Genomic DNA, 20,110 nt, shown 5'->3' with positions numbered 1-20,110 from the left:
TGCTCATGTGGTACCTCAGGGGTATTTGCTAGGCTTGTAGTGGCTCGCCTCCGTGGCCGCTTGGTCACCCATCCTACGGGCTGTCTTGTCTTCAATCGGAGGATAAGAAGGGGAGGGGGAATACTGTATCAAGTGTACGAAAAAACCCTCTCACTCGTTAAACGCCCAACAACAACACTGATACGAAAGGGTATAGCGGAATTTCAAATTGATTTGCTGCGGAAGATGGAAGGGGGTCTTTTTCCTTACAAGAAAGAATTCTAAGGCTGATTCCACGTGTGCCCATCCCAGTGCCGAATATTCAAGAAGATTTATTAATTATTTCTTCTGCAAGCATCACCCCAAGAGGCGACAACTTACAAATTCCCTCTGCTGTAATGGCAATTGCCTTTTCTTTTTGCTGCCCTCTGATGATTTTCGTAAAGGCCGACTTGTTCTTATAGTCCACCTTTGCCCTGAGTTCGTCTGCAGATAAGCGATCTTGCTTGTATAGTACGAGTAATATCTTATCGCTTGTCTTCAACTTTTTGTCTAGCACCATGAAAGTTTCATCATCTTCCCAGATTAGGTCGACTTGGCGTTCTAGAATGTTGTCAACAAGCTGAATTGCCTCGGCTGGACTATTTTTACTTGACAATCGGATGAGTTCCGCAAGAACCCATTTTGCTGAATGCAATATGAAAGTAGCATCTAGCTTGTTAGGGGAAATAGTAGAAATGTGCCCGACTCCGCGTTTGTTGCGGATGCAGTACATCGCAAATAAAACGCGAGGGATGAGTATTCGGTATTCTTCGCCCCCCTGTGCCGCTTCATATTTATTCAAAACTCCTTGGTTGAATGAGCTTATTGCTGTATTGAAAGCGGTGAAACTCCCAAAGAGTTTGTTCTCGATGAGCCTTCGCACAGATTCCACAAAATGCCCAGCATCTAGTTCACTGGTTTTCCACTTCTCTAGCCTGAAATTTCCCGCCACCTCCTGATAAGATGTGACAGTATGCTCCACAATTTCTTGCGGATGATCTGCAAGCAATATTGCTTTCAGCAGTTCTTTACGCATCTAGAAGTTCCTTAGCTTTCTTTTTGCCTTGGAAAGTTAGCTTAATATGTTTAGTCCCACCTTTTACTCCATCTGATAAGAAGATGGTTTTATCTTCAAAAATTTTAGCGAAGTTCGTATCAATGCAGCCATGTTCTTCGCAAACTTCACGAATGTCCTTTGAGGTCACCTGCTCATCGCCCATCAGTGCAGCCCCGTAGCAATACAACAATGCTGCATTCGTCTGCTTGGTGCGAGTGGCATCCCCAGGGATGTCGACCGTGAGTTTTAATTTTCCATTTATCTCTGAATAAACCTCGGGATAACTCTCAATCGTTTCTTTAGTAGATAAAGCCGCCGGTTGGTCGTTGCTCTCTGAGTTGGGTGTTACGCTTGCAGTTGGTATGTTGTCGCCGACGGCCGCATCACTCTTCTGCTCGACTATGGTATGCCGAGCCATTATCCGAACAATGTCTGTTAGTCCTTCAAAGTGCTTTGAAACAAACGCTTCCGTTCCTTCAATCTCAAGGACGCCGTCGTGGGCTGAGTATCTGAACTTTGCTCTATCCGTCATGTTTCGCTCCAAGATGTCAAGTAGGTAACATATTGAACTAGACAGTTCTTGAACGCAATAACTTTTGGTAGTACAAAATCGACCATTTATGAACAGGGCTCAGCAATAGGTCTGGCAGATGTTCAAAAATTATATATTTGACTTTTGAACATGTTCATATGTAAGATCAGCCTTATTGAACATTTCTGGGCGCTTATGAACGCTTATGAATATAGGGGGGAGAGCGAAAATGGCGGTCTTTGGCTACGGTCGGGTCAGCACGAAGGAGCAGACGACGGAAAACCAGCGTCGGGAGATCGAGGCGGCCGGCTATGCCGTCGACTACTGGCATGCCGATGAAGGGGTGTCGGGCAAGGTCGCGGCAGCGCATCGCCCGCAGTTCGCTAAGATGCTAGACCAGATTCGCAACGGCGAAACGCTAATTGTGACGAAGCTCGACCGCCTCGGCCGTGACGCCCAAGACGTTGGCGCCACGATTAAAATGCTGGCGACGCGCCGTATCGAGGTTATCGTCCTTCAGCTGGGGAAGCTTGATCTCACTAGCGCCGCCGGTAAAATGATGCTGACCATGCTAGCCGCTGTCGCGGAGATGGAGCGCGACCTGCTGGTGGAACGCACCCAGTCCGGCCTAGCGCGCGCGAAGGCGGAGGGCAAGGTATTAGGGCGCCCGGCTTTGACAACTGAGGAGCAGCGTCAAGCGATCTATGCCCAGCATCACGAAAACGGTATTTCGCTCAGTGCTCTGGCTCGAATCTACGACGTGTCGCGAGCCACGATTATGCGGATTGCCAAGCCAACCCCTGCTTCGCTAGAGCGCTGTCGCGTCACCCGCCAGCCAGCCTAGGAGGCATATGAATTGGTTTTCATGTGGCCGTTCGTCGATGAGAAACCCCCGCGCCTCGTTAGAAGAGCGTCGGTTCCATAACAATCCGTTCAAGGCCGGCATCTGCTAGGAGCAGTTGCCGGCTTTTCCTTTTAATAGAACCACGGGCGCTCTGTGGTCCAAGAGGTAGTGCCGCTAAGTTAGCATGGTGGTTAGTTCAGAAACCTGTGCTTACTTCAGCTATGCGCAACACGCATCATCGAAGAATGGCCCAGCGGAACCGCTACGGAGGCTACTGTGGCTCTAGGCCGGGCAAGTTCATTTCATACTCAGCCCTACTCTCAGCCAGAAAGATGCCCCGTTCAGTCACAATTATTGCTGAGCCGTCCGAGAAGTACTGTGTCTGAAACCTGGATGAGCTGCTCTCTAAGGAATTGTGCGTGCCGCCGCTGATGACCTTGGGTTCCATTCAATCCCATCGCTTCTTGGCAAGTGTGATGGTGAGGCGCTCCTCTTTCGATTTGGGTCGGAAATACTCACGCATATGCCAGCGAAGTCTGCCAAAAAAACTGAGTCCTGGCTCTGGTTCGGGAGGGGCTGACAGTAAAAGTCCTGGGCCATGGCAGCCGCCACCCGCACTCATTCGTTGAAATTCTTCAAAGCTGTCTGGAACGTTCATCAACCGATCTCATGAGTACAAGTTCTTCAGCAGTTGAGCTGTCCGAGTTTGTCAACGTGATAGCCCCATGATGGACACTAACGTTCAGGATGCAGCGCCGGCGCAAGTGCTGTCCGCAGCATCCTATTGTTAGGCCTCTTCCCACCGAGCTAGATCATTCCGCTACTCTGCGTTCTCCGTCGACAACTCGGCTTGGCGCAAAATGAGCTGCGTTGCTTCTTCAGATAGGTCCGGTGGGTAGCCATACATCGCCAACAACCGCCGTACCTTGCGTCGCAGGTCTGCCCGCACGCTTTCCCGCTGGGTCCAATCGAGCCGGGGCATTTTCTTGACCATTTCTGCCAGCTCCCGAGCCATCAAGCGGAGCTGGTCGGACTTCATGATCTCCTTGGCCGAACCGTTCTCTGCCAAAGCGTCATAGAACGCCCCTTCCTCGTCGCTCAGCCCGAGGTCTTGACCTTGCCGCTTCGCGTCGCGGACCCACTTTGCCAGTTCCAGCAGCTGCGCGATTATCTGGGCCGTCGTGACCTGCTTGTTCGTGTAGCCGAGCATCGCCTTCTCAAGCGCCTCGCGGAACTTCTGCGCTTGCACGAGATTGGACCGCTCACTGAGCTTAATCTGGTCGGCCAGCAGTTTGCGCAGCGTCTCCAGCGCCAGATTCTTCTGCTCCAAGGCAGATACCCGTTGGAGAAACTCGTCGCTGAGGATGTCCAGCCGGGCAGCGTCGAGCCCGGCGGCGGCGAATAGGTCGATGACCTCGCCCGCGTCTACCGCCCCCCCGATCACCTGCCGCACTGCGGCGTCGATGTCGGCGAAACCACCGCTTCGACCGTCTGCGGATCCGCCTTCGTCGGCGAGCCGCTTCCGAATCATTGCCGCTACCCGCTGGAAGAACGCCAGGTGCGGTGCGATTTCCCGCGTTTCCTCCCGCGGCACGGCCAACGCGAACGCGGTGGCCAGTCGCTTCACCATGCCCCCGAACCGTTGCCATCCTGTTTCGTCGCCCACCATGTGCTTCACGTCCAGCACATAGTCGATGGCGCCCAGGTACACACGCAACACGTCCGTAGGTTTCACCTCAAGCGCTGCTACATAGTCGAAGTCATGGAAAAAGGCGCGTAGTTGCTCGAACGCCGAGCGCATTGCCGGCACTGCCTCGTCCTGTAGTTCTTTGACTGGCTTGTCAGTCTGACCGGTTGCGTTTGCATAGGTCGCTAGCGCGTCGGCCAGTGGATCGGCCAACCCGATCAGGTCGACGATTAAACCACCGGGCTTTTCGCCGTACACACGGTTTACCCGCGCGATGGCTTGCATCAGGTTGTGTCCAGCCAGCGGCTTGTCCAGGTACATTGTGTGCGCGCTAGGCACGTCGAAACCCGTGAGCCACATGTCCACAACGATGGCCAATCGGAAGTCGTCGGCAGGGTTTTTGAACCGATCCGCCAGTGACTTGCGCTGCGCCTTGCTCCGTGCGTGTCGCACCAAGTGCTCGGGGTCGTTCGGTCCATCGGTCATGATGACCTTCACCGTACCCTTCGAGTCATCGTCGTCGTGCCAAGACGGGCGCAGCTTGCAGATCGCGGCGTACAGCCGTGCGGCGATGTCGCGGTTTATGGTCACGAGGATCGCCTTGCCTTCCATCGCAGCTCGACGCTCTTCCCAATGCTCGACCACGAACTTCGCGATGCGCTCTAGCCGCTCGGGCGCGCCATACAATTCTTCCAGCGGAATGCGAACATTCTCCGGCGTCTCCTGCCCGTTCTCGTCGCGCCTCGCGTACTGCGCGATTTTAGCTTCCGCCTGCTGCGCGCCTGTCTCATCGATCGAGAGCTTTACAATCCGCGGCTCGTAGTAGATTGGCACCGTTGCACCGTCGGCCACTGCCTGCCGGATGTCGTACACATCGGCGTCCTCGCCGAACACATTCCGAGTGATGCGGTCGCCTTTCGTCAACGGTGTGCCGGTGAAGCCGACGAACGTCGCGTTTGGCAGCGCCTCGCGCATCCACCGCGCTCCACCTTCGACGAACCCGTACTGGCTGCGGTGCGCTTCGTCCGCCATCACGACGACGTTCGCCCGCTCACTTATCGTGCCGTGCGCCTCAGTGAACTTATAGATCGTCGTGAACACCACGCCGCCGCTGGCCCGGTCGAGCAGTTGCCGCAGGTGCTCGCGGCTGTCAGCCTGCACGGGGTCTTGCCGCAGCAGCGCGCGGCCCATCGCAAAAGTGTTGAAGAGCTGGTCGTCGAGGTCATTGCGGTCGGTGACAATCACGACGGTTGGGTTGGCCAACTCCGCCGTACGGACTAGAGTGCCGGCCAGCATCAGCATCGTCAAGCTCTTGCCGCTGCCCTGCGTGTGCCAGACCACGCCGCCTTTGCCCGCCGCTTCATCTCCAACGTGCTCTGGGGTCTTGATCGCGCCAACTACGCTCGCCCGTGCCTTGCGCACCGCGCGGAACTGGTGATACCCGGCCACCTTCTTAACGATGTTTCCACGCTCGTCTTCCTCGAATACGACGCACGAACGGAGGTAGTCCAGTAGCGCTGCGGGATTCAGCAGTTCGCGGATCAATGCTTCCAGCGTGGGCTCTCCGCCTTGAGCCGGCCGCCAGAGGGTAAAGCGCTGCCGGCTGCTGGTGATGCTGCCTACCCGTGTCAACAACCCGTCGCTGGCGATCAGCAGCAGGTTCGGCACGAACAGGTCGGGAGCGATGGTTTTGTAACGCCCGAGCTGGTCGATCGCTACATCCAGCGTCGCCGCCGCGTTAGCCGGGTCCTTCAACTCGATCACAACCAGCGGCAGGCCGTTGATATAAAGCACGAGGTCCGGCCGAATGGTCTTGCCGTTAACTCCGGCGACTGTGAGCTGTCGCACAATGAGAAAGTCGTTGTTGGATGGGGTGTCGAAGTCAACCAGTCGTGCCCGGCCACCGCGCATCTCACCGGTGGCAACCTCCTTGTACTCCACCGGCACGCCGTTAGTGAGGAGATCGTAGAACCAGCGGTTGTTCTCAACCAGCGTGGGATGGGGTGGACGACCTATTGAAGCTACGACGTTTTCGAGAGCTTGTGCGGGAATATGAGGGTTTAGCCTAGAGATAGCCATACTCACTCGTCGCCTCAGCTGCGTACATGACGGATCGACACGGTCGTTCGCGTCATCTACCTCTGCGCCGCGGTTGACTTTTAGGCCAACGATACTGAAATAGACGCCAGCAACGTCCTCCACCAGCTGCTCGTTTGGAGATTTGATCACCCAGCGCCTCCGCCTTCTGCGTCAGGGGGCGCAGTAAGAAAGTCAGTAAGAGCGACCTTGTATGCCGCGATCGCTGTGTGATAAAGAACCTTACTCGGCGACAAAGTTTCGCGCCCAATCATGATAGGGTCGATTTCCTCGTCCAGCCACTGATTGAAATCTGGATGGTCCTCGTAATAAACACGATCAGCCGGCGCCTCTGCTAAAGCATCTCGATGCGTGCGATAGAGGAAAGAGGCAATTGTGTCTGCCGCTTGCGCCGCCAGAGTCGCCTGCCGCTTCTCCAGCCGAGCGGCAGCAGCGTCGCGTCCGTGCGATGCCATGCCGTAGCTGTTTCTCAGTTCGCAGAGTCCTTGGATCGTCTGCAGCAAGCCACGAACCGTGCGTTCTATGGACTCGCGGGCGGGGCCGGCATTTGGGAGGCCGCGGGGAAGCAGCGTGAGTCGGTTTGTCGTTTCACGAAGCAGCTTGGGGCAATCCCAGTTCGGGTCTGACGGCGAGCCGAGATCAGCCAGCACAGTTCGACAGACCGACTCTACTAGGGTTTTTGAAAGGTCAAACGCAAAGTCAGGTACGCGTTGAACTGAGTCCTCAATTGCTTGAATCTGTGGCTCAAACACATTGGCGACGGGCAGAACGCTAGCCCTGCAGCCATGCATCTGAAATTCGATGGGTGTTAGTTCAGACATGATGACCTTTTACTCGGATCGCTCCTGAAACTAAGCGAGGTAAGAGATAGTCTCGAAGTTCGGAAAGCTTGTCCGACTCATTCGATAGCGCGAGGAGGAGGTCAAACCAAGGCGCTGTGACATTCTCAAATTCCGCAAGCACCTCTGGAGGAGGAAACACGACGTTTACGGTATCGAAAGTTTGCCGCGTGATAGTGTCAAAAACCGAGCCGTGAGATCGCTGTTTAAGTTCGTCGACAACTTCACGGAGCAACAGATAGAGGTGACGATAGGAAACTTCATCGCTTGGCAATAGTCCGTAGCACGATTGGTTAAACGCCATTGGGCGAGCTACTAACCCGAGACGGCCGACTGTCCCGCGCGCGGAGATGATCGTGCAGCCAATAGGGGCGAGCGTTGCCGCACTTCCGGCCAGACCTGCCTGCGATATGTGCTCACTAGTAAAGTAAACCCAAGGCTCGCCATTCGGCGGTGCATCCTTAATCGAATACCAAGGGATATCGCCTCCCCAGTAGGCTGCCTCTGAACGCTTGGGAGTTCCGCCGCTAATGATCTGGCAAACCTGCGATAAAGCTCGTACCGACCATCCCTCCGGCGCTGGGCCGATTGGCGAGTCGGTCAGGCGGTCGGCTAGCGCAGCAAAGACGGTGGACGGCATGCCCGGGAAGCTCGTTTGCCCGGCAGCCTTGGCTTTGATTGGCGCGAAATCAACGAACCACGCCTTGAACGTCGCCTGCGCGAGTTCGTCCAGCGCTCGGCTAGTCCGCCGGTTCTGCTCGATCTTGTCGTCCAAGGCGCCTAGGACTGCGGCGATCGCTTTTTGCTCGGGAAGTGGTGGAAGTGGGAATCGCAAACCACGTAACTGACCGAGATTGAATCCGGGAACGGAACTGCCGATGCTGACATTGCTGATAGCAGCCTGCAGGTCTGGCGATTTAAATAGGTAGTAGAGAAACAGGCTATCTGCCTTCGTGGGGTCGGGCGACAGCTTCATCTGCTTATTTGAGATCAAATACCGGTCAAACCGAGCCCGACCATCGATCAGCCCAACTTGCCCGATCGTGCCCCAGCAAGTAAATACCAAGTCACCTGGACGCGTTACAGCGCGCGGGAACTCTGCTGCTTTCTCTTCAGACACAAATACGTAGTCATCTTCGACGAGTCGTTCACCGACGGCTTCCGAAAGATTGCTGCCGCGAATAAGTGGTACGCCGTCGTTTTGGAAAAACTTAGCACTAACACTGGAGCCAAATGGTCCAGTTGCAAGACCATCTTTTGTGTCTCTGCGAACATCGTCAACGCCACTCACTAGCCATTCAGCCGGCCACATTGATCATCTCCAACATCGAGCGAACACGGTCTTCGACAGCTTTCGAGTTTGCCAAGCATTCTTCCAACTCTGCCACCAGCCGCGGGTACTTTTCAGTGAACGGCTCGGCGTCATCGAACTGCTCTTCAGCACCAACATAGCGGCCTGGCGTAAGCACGTGGCCGTGCTCGGCGATTTCTTCAATCGTCGCAGGCTTGGCGAAGCCAGGGATAGGGGCGAACACCCAAGGGCCGTGTTCGACCTCGTTCCACCACTCCGGTGCGGGCTCGCCGCGCCAACGGCGGTAGCTGTAGACAATGCGTCCCACGTCAGAAGCGGGAAGAGGATCACTTGTGCCTTCGATGCACTCAGCGGGTTCGATGCCGGTCAGGACGCGTAGGACGCGTGTCTGCATCGTGCCGAGTTTTCTTGCGTCGATAAAAAGCGTTTCACCTGCACGGCCGCCGGGGCGATTCGGCGTGCCGCGGCGGATGTTGCGCCCGGTTTTGTCGCGAGTAAGGAACCAGAGACACACTGGAATGCCGGTGGTGAAGAAGAGCTGCGGAGGCAGGGCGACGATGCAGTCAACGAGGTCGGCTTCAATGATCTTGCGGCGAATGTCTCCCTCTCCACCGGTGTTGCTCGATAAACTCCCGTTCGCCATCACGAACCCGGCTGTACCCCCACCCTTCCCGTTGGGATAAGCAAGGTGGTGAATGAAGTGCTGGATCCAAGCGTAGTTGGCGTTGCCAACAGGCGGGTCGCCATAGTCCCAACGCTTGTCGCCGCGCAGCAGCTGGCCGGACCAGTCACTCACGTTGAACGGAGGATTGGCAAGCACAAAGTCGGCCTTGAGGTCGGGATGCTGGTCGCGCAGGAAAGTGTCGGCGGGCTGCTCGCCCAGCTTGGCCTCGATGCCGTGAATGGCCAGGTTCATGTGCGCTAGACGCCATGTGGTTGGGTTGCTCTCCTGTCCGAAAATTGAGACGTCGGTGCGCCGGCCGCCATGGGCCTCAACAAACTTTTCCGACTGGACGAACATGCCACCGCTGCCGCAGGCAGGGTCGTAGATGCGGCCCTCGTAGGGTTCGAGCATTTCCACCAGTACGCGCACAACGCTGCGCGGCGTGTAGAACTCGCCCCCCAGCTTACCCTCGGCGGCGGCGAACTTGCCGAGGAAATATTCGTAGACACGGCCCAGCATGTCTCGTGCGCGTCCATGGCTGCCTTTGAAGCCGATGTCAGCGATCAGGCCGACCAGCCCAGTCAATCTCACCGGCTCTATGCCGCGACGGGCGTAGTCGCGTGGGAGCTTACCCTTGAGGTTCGCGTTATCCCGTTCGACGGCTAGGATCGCGTCGTCGAGCAGCGTGGCAATATCGGCGCGCGTCGCTTGGTTCTGCAAATTCGACCAGCGCGCTTCGGGTGGGACCCAGAACACGCGCTCGGCGGTGTACTCGTCGCGCGACTCAAGCAGGCGTTCCAGTTGTTCGCCCTTGATGCCGTCTTTCGTCAGCTCTTCACGCAGGTCATCGCGTCGGCTGTCAAAGCTGTCGGAAATATATTTGAGAAATAGTAAGCCTAGAACTACGTGTTTGTACTCGGCAGCGTCCATCTGGCCACGTAGGGAATCGGCGGCTTTCCAGAGTGTATCTGCGTAGGTGAAATCGCTAGTGTTTGCTTCAGTACTCGCCATCAGTGTTCCGTTCTGGTTTTATTTATGGGCCGCATCTCTAATAGGGGACCTGTTCAGAAGGCCTATGTACCAAAGCTTTTCTGCTTGGCCACTACAGTATGGCCTAATCAACTTTGAAATTGTACTGTTTCCAACTGAAATGGATTACACAGCGGTTACATGGGCGCATAAAGCAAAAAGCCCAACCATAAAGGCTGGGCTAAGTGCTTGATTTAACTGGTGCCGACTGCAGGACTCGAACCCGCCACCTGATGATTACAAATCAACTGCTCTACCTGATGAGCTAAGTCGGCTTAATCTTAGAACAACGATTATACGCTATTTGATGCGGGTCAAGGTTGGGCGTCCGCCCTTCTTCGGCGGCTCGTCGTCGCCATCCGGTGCGCCAGTCGTCTCTGCCGGCGCATCCACCTTCGCAGGCACCGCCGACAAAGCCGGCGCAGACGCTTCTTCAGCAGACGCAGCCGGCGCCGGCATCTCCGCCGCCGTCACGTTCACCTCGAAAGCCATGCCCTGGCCATTCTCGTTCGCATAGATCGCCAGCACGTTCTGCACAGGAATGTACAGCTCGCGCGAGACCCCATTGAAACGCGCGCGGAAGTGGATCGCGTCGTTGTCCATCTTCAGGCCCGAGGTGGCGCCGTAGCTGATGTTCAGGATGATCTCGCCCTTGCGGACGTATTCCATCGGCACCGTGGTGGCCGAGTCGACCTTGACCGCGAGGTAGGGCGTGTAGCCGCTGTCCGTGCACCATTCGTAGATGGCGCGCAGCAGGTAGGGCTTGGTGGAGATCTCTGACATTTGTTGGGGTCAATAAACAATACTTGTCGTCCACGCCAGTTTAACGGAATCGCCATCAGGGCGTCCGAAACCGGCGTGTATCGGATCGAGATGCGCGGATCGTGCTGCCGGTGGCGGACCAAGAAGTCCGCCACGCGCCATCAGCGGCGCATCACCTTTTCCGACGGGGTCAGCGCTTCGATGTAGGCCGGACGCGAGAAGATGCGCTCGGCGTACTTCATCAGCGGGGCGGCGGTCTTCGACAGTTCGATGCCGTAGTGGTCCAGGCGCCAGAGCAGCGGGGCGATCGCGACGTCCAGCATCGAGAATTCGTCGCCCAGCATGTACTTGTTCTTCAGGAACAGCGGCGCCAGGGTGGTCAGGCGGTCGCGGATTTCCGAACGGGCCTTGTCGTGGCTCTTGTCGTTCGTCTTGTTGCGTTCGCTTTCCAGCGTGTGCACGTGGACGAACAGTTCTTTCTCGAAGTTGAACAGCATCAGGCGGGCACGGGCGCGCATCAGCGGGTCGGCCGGCATCAGTTGCGGGTGCGGGAAGCGCTCGTCGATGTACTCGTTGATGATGTTCGATTCGTACAGGATGAGTTCGCGCTCGACCAGGATCGGCACCTGGCCGTAGGGGTTCATGGTCGAGATGTCTTCCGGCTTGTTGAACAGGTCGACGTCGCGCACCTCGAAGTCCATGCCCTTTTCGAACAGGACCAGGCGGCAGCGTTGGGAGAAGGGGCACGTGGTGCCGGAGTAGAGAACCATCATGGTTTGTAGTCCTTCAAGAAACAATGGGGTGAAGCGCCTAGCGATTCACCCCGAAAAATGATTGCCCGTATTATAGCCAACCGGGCAATGAAAGCGAATTTACTTCACTTCCTTCCAGTACGATTCGTTCAGGCGCCAGGCCAGGAAGGCGAAAATGGACAGGAAGATCAACACAATAACGCCCAACTTCTTACGTTGGCCTTGCGCTGGCTCAGCCATCCAGCTCAGGTAGGCAACCAGGTCGGCAGTCGCGGTGTCGAATTCCTGCTGGCTCATCGTGCCCGGCGAAACCTGCTCGAAACCGACGAACTTGTGGATCATCTTGCCGGCGTCGTGCGGGTCCTTCTCTTCGGCGAATTTCGCCTGGCGGATGCCCTGCTGCTGCCACATCACGTGCGGCATGGCCACGTTCGGCACCACCATATTGTTCCAGCCGGTCGGGCGGGTATCGTCCTTGTAGAAGGTGCGCAGGTAGGTGTACAGGTAGTCCGCGCCGGTGCCCGAGGGCGAGGATTTCGCGCGGGCGATCACCGACAGGTCCGGCGGCACGGCGCCGAACCAGGCCTTGGCGTCGTCCGGGCGCATGGCCGTCGTCATCATGCCGCCGACCTTGTCTTGCGAAAACAACAGGTTGTCCTGGATCTGCTTCTCGGTCAGGCCAAGGTCGCGCAGGCGGTTGTAGCGCATGGCGGAGGCCGAGTGGCAGTTGAGGCAGTGGTTGATGAAGAGCTTGGCGCCATTCTGCAGCGACGACAGGTCGTGGCGGTCCGGGGCGCGCTCGAGCGGGAAGCCGCCTTCCGCGGCGAATGCCAGTCCCGGCACCAGGGCCAGGACCGCGATCAGTTTCTTCGCAAATTTCATGTTCTTGTCCTTGTGCTCGTGATTAGTGCGGCGTGAAGGTCAGGCGCGTCGGGACCGGCTTGAACCGGCCCATCGTGCTCCACCACGGCATCAACAGGAAGAACGCAAAGTACAGCAGGGTCGCCACTTGCGAGATGATGGTGTAGGCCGGCGTCGGCAGCTGGGTGCCCAGGTAGCCCAGGGTCACGAAACACAGGCCGAACAGGGCGTACACCCACTTGTGCCAGTCCGGACGGTAGCGGATCGAGCGCGCCGGCGAGTGGTCCAGCCACGGCAGGAAGGCGATGATCACGACCGAGGAGCCGAACAGCACCACGCCCCAGAACTTCGCATCCAGCACCTGCGGCAGCATGCCGACGATCAGGACCAGGCCGATGACGGCGATCGCGATCTTGGTCTTGTAGGCCAGGCGGGACTTCAGCCAGATGAACACGACGTAGGCGGCGACGGCCACCATCAGCACGTACATGAAGTCCGCGGTGGTCGCACGCAGCACCGAGTAGAACGGGGTGAAGTACCAGGTCGGCGCGATGTGCGGCGGGGTCTTCATTGAGTCGGCCGGGAGGAAGTTGTTGTACTCCAGGAAGTAGCCGCCCATCTCGGGCGCGAAGAACACGACCGCCGAGAAGATCAGCAGGAACACCGACACGCCGAAGAAGTCCTTGGTCGAGTAATACGGGTGCGACATGATGCCGTCGACCGGGTGGCCGTCCGCGTCCAGGTTGTCCTTGATCTCGATGCCGTCAGGATTGTTCGAGCCGACTTCGTGCAGCGCGATCAGGTGGGCGGCGACCAGGCCGAGGATGACCAGCGGCAGGGCGATGACGTGGAAGGCGAAGAAGCGGTTCAGGGTCGCGTCCGAGACCACGTAGTCGCCGCGGATCCACAGCGACAGGTCCGGGCCGATCACGGGAATCGCGCCGAACAGGTTGACGATCACCTGGGCGCCCCAGTAGGACATCTGGCCCCATGGCAGCAGGTAGCCGAAGAAGGCTTCCGCCATCAGGCACAGGAAGATCGCGAAGCCGAACAGCCAGATCAGTTCGCGCGGCTTGCGGTAGGAGCCGTACATCAGGCCGCGGGCCATGTGCAGGTAGACCACGATGAAGAACATCGAGGCGCCGGTCGAGTGCATGTAGCGCACCAGCCAGCCCCACGGCACTTCCCGCATGATGTATTCGACCGAGCCGAAGGCCAGGTTGGCGTCCGGCTTGTAGTGCATGGTCAGGAAGATGCCGGTGACGATCTGCAGCACCAGCACCAGCATGGCCAGGGAGCCGAACAGGTACCAGATGTTGAAGTTCTTGGGTGCGTAGTACTTGCCCCACTGGTCGTTCCACAGCTTCGACAGCGGGAAGCGGTCGTCGACCCAGGCCAGCGCCTTCTGGCCGACCGGCGCGTTGGCCGGCACTTGCGTTTCCTTGAATGGACCGCCCATGTTATGCCTCCCCTTTTTCGTCTTTGCCGATCACCAGCTTGTTATCGGACAGGTACATGTACGGTGGGACATCCATATTCGTCGGCGCAGGCTTGTTCTGGAACACGCGCGCGGACAGGTCGAAGGTCGAACCGTGGCAGGGGCAGAGGAAGCCGCCCGGCCAGTCGTCCGGGAGGTTGGGTTGGGGGCCGGCGGCCAGGCGCGAGGAGGGCGAGCAGCCCAGGTGCGAGCAGATGCCGACGGTAACGAGCACTTCCTTGTGCTCGGTTCTGGCGCGGTACGGGTTCTTCGCGTACTCGGGCATCGGCAGCTGGAAGACTTTTTCGGAGTTCGGGTCAGCCAGCTCGCCGCTGACCTTCTCGAGGGTGGCCAGCATCTCCGGGGTGCGGCGCAAAATCCAGACCGGCTTACCGCGCCATTCGACGACCTTCATCTCGCCGGGCTTGACGTCGGAGATGTCGACTTCGACGGGGGCGCCGGCGGCTTTCGCGCGCTCGGACGGCTGGAAGGTGCTGACGAGAACCCCCGCCGTGGATACCCCGACGACGCCGCCTGCGGCGCATGTTGCGACCAGCAGTCCGCGTCGGCCTGAATCGACCTGCTTTTCATTACTCATACCAACCCCACTCCGTGAAAATACGAATCTTAAGAATTAATAAAGAGCTTCCAGCAACACAAAATTATATGTGAAGGGCAATACCGATTGGAAAAAAATTATCAAGCGGACACATCTAGAGCGAATATTCGTGCTTGTCCACGCGCGAACACGGATGTGCATCCGCAGCATAAAAGCTTGGGGTATCATGAAACATAGCGGTTCAATAACAATGAAAGGAAAGCCATGTCCATGTTGGGAGAGTTCAAAACGTTCGCAATGCGCGGCAACGTCGTCGATCTTGCGGTCGGTGTCATCATCGGGGGCGCGTTCGGACGCATCGTCGATTCCCTCGTCAAAGACGTCATCATGCCGCCCATCAGCATGTTGTTTGGCGGCCTCGATTTCTCCAATTATTACCTTCCCCTCAACGGCCAGAGCACGTCCTTGCCGCTGGCGGAGGCGCAGAAGGCCGGCGCCGTTCTCGCCTACGGCAATTTCCTGACGATTTTGTTGAACTTCATCCTGCTGGCATTTGTCATCTTCCAAATGGTGCGCATCGTGAACCGCCTGCGTGGTCCGGTCGAGGCGCCCACGGCCGCCGAGAAGGAAGAGATCCTGCTGCTGCGTGACATCCGCGATTCCCTGAAAAAGTCAAACTAAGTGAACGACAGCGTCCACGAGCTTCGCCCGCAAGCCATCCGCCCCCGGCGCCAGCCCGGGGCGATGAGGCGCCTGTGGCTGCTGTTCGCCCAGGTGGTGACGGTGGCGCTGGCGCTCTATTTCGTCGTTGCCACCATGCGGCCCGAATGGCTCGAGCGTGCCCCGACCCAGGTCCGGATCGGCTCGGGCAATGCCGCCGTGCCGGTGCTGCAGGGCGCGGCGCTGCCGGCCTCCGGCAGCTACCGCGAGGCGGCCGGGCGCGCCATGCCGGCCGTGGTCAACATCCTCACCAGCAAGGCCTCGCGCGAGACCCATCCGCTGCTGAAGGACCCCTTCTTCCGCCGCTTCTTCGGCGACCGCATGCCGCCCGACGAGCAGATGGCCAGCCTCGGCTCGGGCGTCATCGTCAGCGGCGACGGCTACATCCTGACCAACAACCACGTGGTCGAGGGCGCCGACGTGATCGAGGTGGGCCTGGCCGACGGCAGGAAAGCGGCGGCGCGCATCGTCGGCACCGACCCGGAAACGGATCTCGCCGTGATCCGCATCTCGGCGCGCAACCTGCCCGTCATGGTGCTGGGCAACCCGGAAGCCGCCCGCGTGGGCGACGTGGTGCTGGCGATCGGCAACCCCTTTGGCGTGGGCCAGACCGTCACCCTCGGCATCATCTCCGCGCTGGGCCGCAACAACCTGCACATCAACAATTTCGAGAACTTCATCCAGACCGACGCCGCCATCAACTTCGGTAATTCGGGCGGTGCGCTGGTCGATACCAACGGCCATCTATTGGGAATCAACTCGGCGATCTATTCGCAGACCGGCGGCTCGGTGGGCATCGGCTTCGCCATCCCCGTCAGCACGGCGAAGAACGTGCTGGACGCCATCGTCAAGCACGGCCAGGTGGTGCGCGGCTGGATCGGCATCGAATCGCAGGACATCACGCCCGAACTGGCGGAGAGTTTTGGCCTGGGCAAGAACAGCGGCGCCATCATTGCCGGCGTCGTGCGCGGCGGACCGGCCGACCGCGCCGGCATGCGCCCGGGCGACATCCTGGTCGCTGTCGGCGGCAAGGAAGTGGCGAACACCAGCGAGATGCTCAACCTGATCGCCCAGCTCGAGCCGGGCGAAAAAGCCCCGCTGCGCATCCTGCGCCAGAACCGCGAGTCCACGCTCGACGTCACCGTCGGCAAGCGCCCGCGCCTCAAATAGCCATTCAAAACACTTCGGACCATTGCATGCACCTGCGTGACCTGACGCAATTTTTAAGCGAGCTCAGCGAGAACAACAACCGCCCCTGGTTCATCATGAACAAGCCGCGCTACGACATCCTGCGCGCGGAATTCCTCGACGTCGTCACGGAACTCATCAAGGAGCTGGGCGCCTTCGACAAACAGGTGGCCGGCTGCGACCCGAAGAAGGCGCTGTTCCGCATCCACCGCGACGTGCGCTTCGCCAAGGACAAGCGCCCCTATAAAACCCATTTCTCGGCGGGCATCGCACCCCTGAACAAGCGCCGTCCCAGCGCCGCGGGCGGGCCGACCTACTACTTCCACATCGAGGCCGACGGCAAGCTGCTGTTCGGCGCGGGCGAGTACCTGCCGCCGGCGCACCGCCTGAAGGCCATCCGCGAGCACGTCGTCAACGATGCGACAGGCTTCCAGAAAATGTTGAAGAATAAGCATCTCCGCGCGACCTACGGCGACCTGCAGTTCGAAGACACCTTGCAGCGCCCGCCGAAGGGCATCGACCCGAACCACCCGCTGGTCGAGTACCTGAAGCTGAAAAGCTATTTCGTGTGGATCGAGGTGCCGCTGCTGCTGAACCGCCCCGAACTCCTGGTGCCGCAGCTGGCCAGCGGCATGAAGGACGCGTTCGCGCTGGTCACCTGGCTGCGCAGCGTGCCGGAGGTGTTCCAGGAAGAAGACTAGACAGAGGAGGGCGACACATGGCCTTGCAACATGCAGTATCGGGCGAACGCATCGCCTTGCAGCGCGGCGACGACGACATCGCCCACTTCACCTCGATCGCGCTGGTGAAGACCGAGCACATGGAGCTGATCCGGCTCGTGCTGCCGAAGGAAAAACCGATGCCCGAGCACCGGGTCGAGGGCGAGATGACCCTCGTCTGCCTGGAAGGGGAAATCGCCTTCGATGCGCACGGACGCACGACGATCCTGCGGCCGAACGAGATGGTTTATCTGGCGGGCGGCGAGCCGCATGCGATCCGCGCCAACAAGGACGCGGTCGCCCTCATGACCATCCTGCTGGGCCCGGTGCGCACGGGCGGACCGACGCGGGATCCGCGCGGTTCCGGCAACTGACACCCTATGGTAGGGTGGACGGCTATGCCGTCCGCGCGTTCAAACAGTGTGTGAACTGCATATGCAGCATCCATTCACATGGGAGCTGAACGCGCGCACGGCAAAGCCGTGCACCCTACTAAACTGAACAGCACTAGCGCCGCCAGCGCCCCTCAATGTTTTAGGCCAGCTCGTCGCGCGGATCGCGCGCCAGCAGGCGTTGCGCCATCTCGGTGGCCGGTACTCCATCGAACAGCACCGCGGCCACCGCCTCGGTGATCGGCATGTCCACCCCCAGCCTGCGCGCCAGCTCGCGCACCGACTTCGCACAGGGCACGCCTTCGGCCACGTGACCCAGTTCCGCCACGATGGCGTCCAGCTGCTTGCCCTGCGCCAGCGCCAGGCCGACGCGCCGGTTGCGCGACAGGTCGCCGGTGCAGGTCAGGATCAGGTCGCCCATGCCGGTCAGGCCCATGAAGGTATGGGCCTGGGCGCCCAGGTGCACGCCCAGGCGGGTGATCTCGGCCAGGCCGCGCGTGACCAGGGCCGCGCGCGCATTCAGGCCCAGTCCCAGGCCGTCGGAAGCGCCGGTGGCGATCGCCATCACGTTCTTGACCGCGCCGCCCACTTCCACGCCGATCATGTCGTCGCAGGAATAGACGCGCATATTGTTGCCGTGCGCCGCAGCCACCACGCGTTCACGCAGCTGCTCGGAGGTCGAGGCCACGGACAGGGCGCAGGGCAGGGCGCGCGCCACTTCCTGCGCAAACGAGGGGCCGGACAGGGCGGCGACGGGGATGTCATTGCCCAGCACCTCGGCCGCCACCTGGTGCGGCAGCAGGCTGGTGCCGGCTTCGAAGCCCTTGCACAGCCACACGGCGTTGGGGATCTTGCGGCCTTTCAGCTGGCCCAGCAGGGGGCGCAGGCCGGCCACCGGGCAGGCCAGGATCAGGAGCGGCGCATCGTCGACACCGGCGTCGATCACGTGGGCCAGGGCTTGTTCGAAATCGGCGCTCACGCGCAGGGCGCCAGGGAGCGGATGGCCCGGCAGGTAATGCAGGTTCTCGCGCGCGGCCTCGGTCTCGGCCATCTGGGCCGGGTTGCGGCCCCACAGCAGCACGTCGTGGCGGCTGGCGAGCGCGATCGCCACGGCGGTGCCCCAGGCGCCGGCGCCGAGGACGGTGATTTTGGTAGGTTTTTTCTGTTCTAGCATGTGGTTTCGCCTTTGGGCATCACAGGCCCCAGATATCGTTCGACCGGACATAGCCGTTGATGCCGTCGCGGTGGCGCACACGGATCCAGGCGAGCGCGGTCGGGTCGACCAGTTCCAGCACGACGCCCTTGTCGGCCGTCATCAGGACCTGGGCATTCTCGTCGGGCCCGGCGAACACCTTGGCGCCGGGCGTGCGCACGATCACGTTGCGGCGGGCGCTCAATCCCTTGGCTTCGGTCCAGGCCAGCTCGCCGTTGGCGTCGCGCACCTTGACCCAGTCACCGTAGCTCGACACGACCTGCAGCGGCATGCCGCGCGGGGCGACATACATCTTCGTTCCCTTGGGCGACGGCGTGTCATACAGGATCACCGAAGGCGCGCCGACGCTCTTGAACTCGAAGGCGGACACGGCTGGCGCTGCCACGAGCAGCAGGCTTGCGAGAAGGCGGTATGGGTTCATGGCGGGTCCAGGAGGATCATGCCGCCGCGGGGAAGCGGGACGCCGGGGAGGCAGCGGACGCCGCAGTGCGGCGTCCGCAAGGGGACAACTTATTGTGCAGGTGCTGCGGCAGCTTGTGCCATCGCCTGCTGGCGCTGTGCGTAGAAGGCTTCGAAGTTGATCTCGGCCAGGTGCACCGGCGGGAAGCCGGCGCGGCTGATCACGTCGGCGATGTTGGCGCGCAGGTACGGGTACACGATATTCGGGCAGCCGATGCCCAGCAGCGGATCCATCTGCTCGGCCGGGATGTTGCGGGCTTCGAAGATGCCAGCCTGCTTGCCTTCGACCAGGAAAGCGACCTTGTCCTTGACCTTGGCGGTGACGGTGATGGTCACGGTCGACTCGTAGATGCCTTCAGCGATGCCTTCGGCGCCGACGTCCAGCGACACTTCGATGGTCGGGGCTTCCTGCTCGAGGAAGATGGCCGGGGAATTCGGTTGTTCCAGCGACATGTCTTTCAGGTAGACGCGTTGGATTTGGAATACTGGTTGCAGGTTTTCGTCGGACATGGAACGCTTTCGTTTTAAGTAATGGTGGACGGACGCGCCGTCCCGGTGCTTTGGTCAAACGCGAGGGCAATTGTATCAAAATCAATTTGGATGCAATACCCCCGCCGACGCAGGCGCCGAAGCCCGTCAAAGCGGGCCGAAGTACGTACTTACTGTCCAGCCAGCAACGGATCCAGGCGGCCCGCCTGGTCGAGCGCATACAGGTCGTCGAAACCGCCCACATGGGTGTCGCCCACGTAGATCTGGGGCACGGTGCGGCGGCCGGTGCGCTGCATCATGATCTGGCGCTGTTCCGGGTCCAGGTCGACGCGGATGCGTTCGATGTCGGTCACGCCCTTGGCTTCGAGCAGGCGCTCGGCGCGCACGCAATAGGGGCAGCTGGCGGTGTGGTAGAGAACGACGTGTTGGCTCATGAT

20 protein-coding genes and 1 tRNA gene are annotated in these 20,110 nt (G+C 59.6%); 5 read left to right on the top strand and 16 right to left on the bottom strand.

Annotation, left to right across the window (positions count from 1 at the left end; genetic code table 11):
* Positions 1 to 301: 301 nt before the first annotated feature.
* Positions 302 to 1,057 (bottom strand): hypothetical protein, encoded by a 756-nt coding sequence (locus NX780_RS04255; RefSeq protein ID WP_258826604.1) that lies wholly within the window; start codon positions 1,055 to 1,057, stop codon positions 302 to 304.
* Positions 1,050 to 1,610: a hypothetical protein gene (locus NX780_RS04250; RefSeq protein WP_258826603.1), complete on the bottom strand. Its 561-nt coding sequence runs from the start codon at positions 1,608 to 1,610 to the stop codon at positions 1,050 to 1,052. The genes NX780_RS04255 and NX780_RS04250 overlap by 8 nt, the downstream gene beginning before the upstream one ends.
* A 229-nt stretch (positions 1,611 to 1,839) precedes the next feature.
* Between NX780_RS04250 and NX780_RS04245 the strand changes: the two genes are divergently transcribed.
* Positions 1,840 to 2,454 (top strand): recombinase family protein, encoded by a 615-nt coding sequence (locus tag NX780_RS04245; RefSeq protein ID WP_258826602.1) that lies wholly within the window; start codon positions 1,840 to 1,842, stop codon positions 2,452 to 2,454.
* Between the two features lie 820 nt (positions 2,455 to 3,274).
* On the opposite strand, the gene NX780_RS04240 is transcribed toward NX780_RS04245, so the two are convergent.
* The 10 genes from NX780_RS04240 to petA all read right to left on the bottom strand — a co-directional run bounded on the left by NX780_RS04240 (position 3,275) and on the right by petA (position 14,532).
* Positions 3,275 to 6,370: a type I restriction endonuclease subunit R gene (locus NX780_RS04240; protein ID WP_258826601.1), complete on the bottom strand. Its 3,096-nt coding sequence runs from the start codon at positions 6,368 to 6,370 to the stop codon at positions 3,275 to 3,277.
* Positions 6,367 to 7,059 carry an abortive infection family protein gene (locus tag NX780_RS04235; RefSeq protein ID WP_258826600.1) on the bottom strand — a complete coding sequence of 231 codons (693 nt, stop codon included), beginning with the start codon at positions 7,057 to 7,059 and terminating at the stop codon, positions 6,367 to 6,369. The genes NX780_RS04240 and NX780_RS04235 overlap by 4 nt, the downstream gene beginning before the upstream one ends.
* Positions 7,052 to 8,389, bottom strand: a complete 1,338-nt coding sequence (locus NX780_RS04230) for a restriction endonuclease subunit S (protein WP_258826599.1) — start codon at positions 8,387 to 8,389, stop codon at positions 7,052 to 7,054. Before NX780_RS04230 ends, NX780_RS04235 begins: the two co-directional genes overlap by 8 nt.
* Entirely contained in the window at positions 8,376 to 10,064 is a 1,689-nt protein-coding gene (locus NX780_RS04225) for a type I restriction-modification system subunit M (RefSeq protein ID WP_258826598.1), read from the bottom strand. The genes NX780_RS04230 and NX780_RS04225 overlap by 14 nt, the downstream gene beginning before the upstream one ends.
* Positions 10,065 to 10,281: 217 nt before the next feature.
* Positions 10,282 to 10,357, bottom strand: a tRNA-Thr gene (locus NX780_RS04220).
* Between the two features lie 25 nt (positions 10,358 to 10,382).
* Positions 10,383 to 10,865, bottom strand: a complete 483-nt coding sequence (locus NX780_RS04215) for a ClpXP protease specificity-enhancing factor (protein WP_258826597.1) — start codon at positions 10,863 to 10,865, stop codon at positions 10,383 to 10,385.
* 140 nt (positions 10,866 to 11,005) lie between these two features.
* Positions 11,006 to 11,617, bottom strand: coding sequence for a glutathione S-transferase N-terminal domain-containing protein (locus NX780_RS04210; protein WP_026354566.1), 612 nt, complete (start codon positions 11,615 to 11,617; stop codon positions 11,006 to 11,008).
* A gap of 99 nt (positions 11,618 to 11,716) precedes the next feature.
* Positions 11,717 to 12,478: a cytochrome c1 gene (locus NX780_RS04205; RefSeq protein ID WP_258826596.1), complete on the bottom strand. Its 762-nt coding sequence runs from the start codon at positions 12,476 to 12,478 to the stop codon at positions 11,717 to 11,719.
* 22 nt (positions 12,479 to 12,500) lie between these two features.
* Positions 12,501 to 13,916, bottom strand: coding sequence for a cytochrome b (locus NX780_RS04200; protein ID WP_258826595.1), 1,416 nt, complete (start codon positions 13,914 to 13,916; stop codon positions 12,501 to 12,503).
* Position 13,917: 1 nt separating this feature from the next.
* Positions 13,918 to 14,532, bottom strand: a complete 615-nt coding sequence (gene petA / locus NX780_RS04195) for a ubiquinol-cytochrome c reductase iron-sulfur subunit (protein ID WP_258826594.1) — start codon at positions 14,530 to 14,532, stop codon at positions 13,918 to 13,920.
* A gap of 225 nt (positions 14,533 to 14,757) precedes the next feature.
* Between petA and mscL the strand changes: the two genes are divergently transcribed.
* From mscL to NX780_RS04175, 4 genes are all read left to right on the top strand, one after another.
* Entirely contained in the window at positions 14,758 to 15,174 is a 417-nt protein-coding gene (gene mscL, locus NX780_RS04190; protein WP_258826593.1) for a large conductance mechanosensitive channel protein MscL, read from the top strand.
* Between the two features lie 63 nt (positions 15,175 to 15,237).
* Positions 15,238 to 16,383, top strand: a complete 1,146-nt coding sequence (locus NX780_RS04185) for a Do family serine endopeptidase (RefSeq protein ID WP_258826757.1) — start codon at positions 15,238 to 15,240, stop codon at positions 16,381 to 16,383.
* 26 nt (positions 16,384 to 16,409) lie between these two features.
* Complete coding sequence (locus NX780_RS04180) at positions 16,410 to 17,102, top strand: DUF2461 domain-containing protein (RefSeq protein ID WP_258826592.1); 693 nt, start codon at positions 16,410 to 16,412, stop codon at positions 17,100 to 17,102.
* Positions 17,103 to 17,119: 17 nt separating this feature from the next.
* Positions 17,120 to 17,494, top strand: a complete 375-nt coding sequence (locus NX780_RS04175) for a cupin domain-containing protein (protein WP_258826591.1) — start codon at positions 17,120 to 17,122, stop codon at positions 17,492 to 17,494.
* A gap of 160 nt (positions 17,495 to 17,654) precedes the next feature.
* Here NX780_RS04175 and NX780_RS04170 read toward each other — a convergent pair whose 3' ends face one another.
* The 4 genes from NX780_RS04170 to grxC all read right to left on the bottom strand — a co-directional run bounded on the left by NX780_RS04170 (position 17,655) and on the right by grxC (position 20,107).
* Positions 17,655 to 18,686: an NAD(P)H-dependent glycerol-3-phosphate dehydrogenase gene (locus tag NX780_RS04170; RefSeq protein ID WP_258826590.1), complete on the bottom strand. Its 1,032-nt coding sequence runs from the start codon at positions 18,684 to 18,686 to the stop codon at positions 17,655 to 17,657.
* Positions 18,687 to 18,705: 19 nt separating this feature from the next.
* Complete coding sequence (locus NX780_RS04165; RefSeq protein ID WP_258826589.1) at positions 18,706 to 19,146, bottom strand: SH3 domain-containing protein; 441 nt, start codon at positions 19,144 to 19,146, stop codon at positions 18,706 to 18,708.
* An 89-nt stretch (positions 19,147 to 19,235) separates the two neighbouring features.
* A complete protein-coding gene (secB, locus tag NX780_RS04160) occupies positions 19,236 to 19,694 on the bottom strand; it encodes a protein-export chaperone SecB (protein ID WP_258826588.1) in 459 nt (152 codons plus the stop codon).
* A gap of 149 nt (positions 19,695 to 19,843) precedes the next feature.
* Positions 19,844 to 20,107, bottom strand: coding sequence for a glutaredoxin 3 (gene grxC, locus NX780_RS04155; RefSeq protein WP_231060583.1), 264 nt, complete (start codon positions 20,105 to 20,107; stop codon positions 19,844 to 19,846).
* Positions 20,108 to 20,110 lie beyond the last annotated feature (3 nt).

It is taken from the genome of Massilia agri, from assembly GCF_024753255.1.
Taxonomy (GTDB): Bacteria; Pseudomonadota; Gammaproteobacteria; order Burkholderiales; family Burkholderiaceae_D; genus Telluria; species Telluria agri.
Note: the sequence above shows the minus strand (reverse complement) of the source record. Positions and strands in the feature narration are given on the sequence as shown.

Bases quoted from the DNA above. Each gene is read 5' to 3' on its own strand.
- NX780_RS04230 (WP_258826599.1), bottom strand. From the start codon at position 8,389: ATGTGGCCGGCTGAATGGCTAGTGAGTGGCGTTGACGATGTTCGCAGA.
- NX780_RS04165 (WP_258826589.1), bottom strand. From the start codon at position 19,146: ATGAACCCATACCGCCTTCTCGCAAGCCTGCTGCTCGTGGCAGCGCCA.
- secB (WP_258826588.1), bottom strand. From the start codon at position 19,694: ATGTCCGACGAAAACCTGCAACCAGTATTCCAAATCCAACGCGTCTAC.
- NX780_RS04210 (WP_026354566.1), bottom strand. From the start codon at position 11,617: ATGATGGTTCTCTACTCCGGCACCACGTGCCCCTTCTCCCAACGCTGC.
- NX780_RS04225 (WP_258826598.1), bottom strand. From the start codon at position 10,064: ATGGCGAGTACTGAAGCAAACACTAGCGATTTCACCTACGCAGATACA.
- NX780_RS04235 (WP_258826600.1), bottom strand. From the start codon at position 7,059: ATGTCTGAACTAACACCCATCGAATTTCAGATGCATGGCTGCAGGGCT.
- NX780_RS04215 (WP_258826597.1), bottom strand. From the start codon at position 10,865: ATGTCAGAGATCTCCACCAAGCCCTACCTGCTGCGCGCCATCTACGAA.
- grxC (WP_231060583.1), bottom strand. From the start codon at position 20,107: ATGAGCCAACACGTCGTTCTCTACCACACCGCCAGCTGCCCCTATTGC.
- NX780_RS04180 (WP_258826592.1), top strand. From the start codon at position 16,410: ATGCACCTGCGTGACCTGACGCAATTTTTAAGCGAGCTCAGCGAGAAC.
- NX780_RS04205 (WP_258826596.1), bottom strand. From the start codon at position 12,478: ATGAAATTTGCGAAGAAACTGATCGCGGTCCTGGCCCTGGTGCCGGGA.
- NX780_RS04250 (WP_258826603.1), bottom strand. From the start codon at position 1,610: ATGACGGATAGAGCAAAGTTCAGATACTCAGCCCACGACGGCGTCCTT.
- NX780_RS04170 (WP_258826590.1), bottom strand. From the start codon at position 18,686: ATGCTAGAACAGAAAAAACCTACCAAAATCACCGTCCTCGGCGCCGGC.
- mscL (WP_258826593.1), top strand. From the start codon at position 14,758: ATGTCCATGTTGGGAGAGTTCAAAACGTTCGCAATGCGCGGCAACGTC.
- NX780_RS04185 (WP_258826757.1), top strand. From the start codon at position 15,238: ATGAGGCGCCTGTGGCTGCTGTTCGCCCAGGTGGTGACGGTGGCGCTG.
- NX780_RS04175 (WP_258826591.1), top strand. From the start codon at position 17,120: ATGGCCTTGCAACATGCAGTATCGGGCGAACGCATCGCCTTGCAGCGC.
- NX780_RS04255 (WP_258826604.1), bottom strand. From the start codon at position 1,057: ATGCGTAAAGAACTGCTGAAAGCAATATTGCTTGCAGATCATCCGCAA.
- NX780_RS04200 (WP_258826595.1), bottom strand. From the start codon at position 13,916: ATGGGCGGTCCATTCAAGGAAACGCAAGTGCCGGCCAACGCGCCGGTC.
- NX780_RS04245 (WP_258826602.1), top strand. From the start codon at position 1,840: ATGGCGGTCTTTGGCTACGGTCGGGTCAGCACGAAGGAGCAGACGACG.
- petA (WP_258826594.1), bottom strand. From the start codon at position 14,532: ATGAGTAATGAAAAGCAGGTCGATTCAGGCCGACGCGGACTGCTGGTC.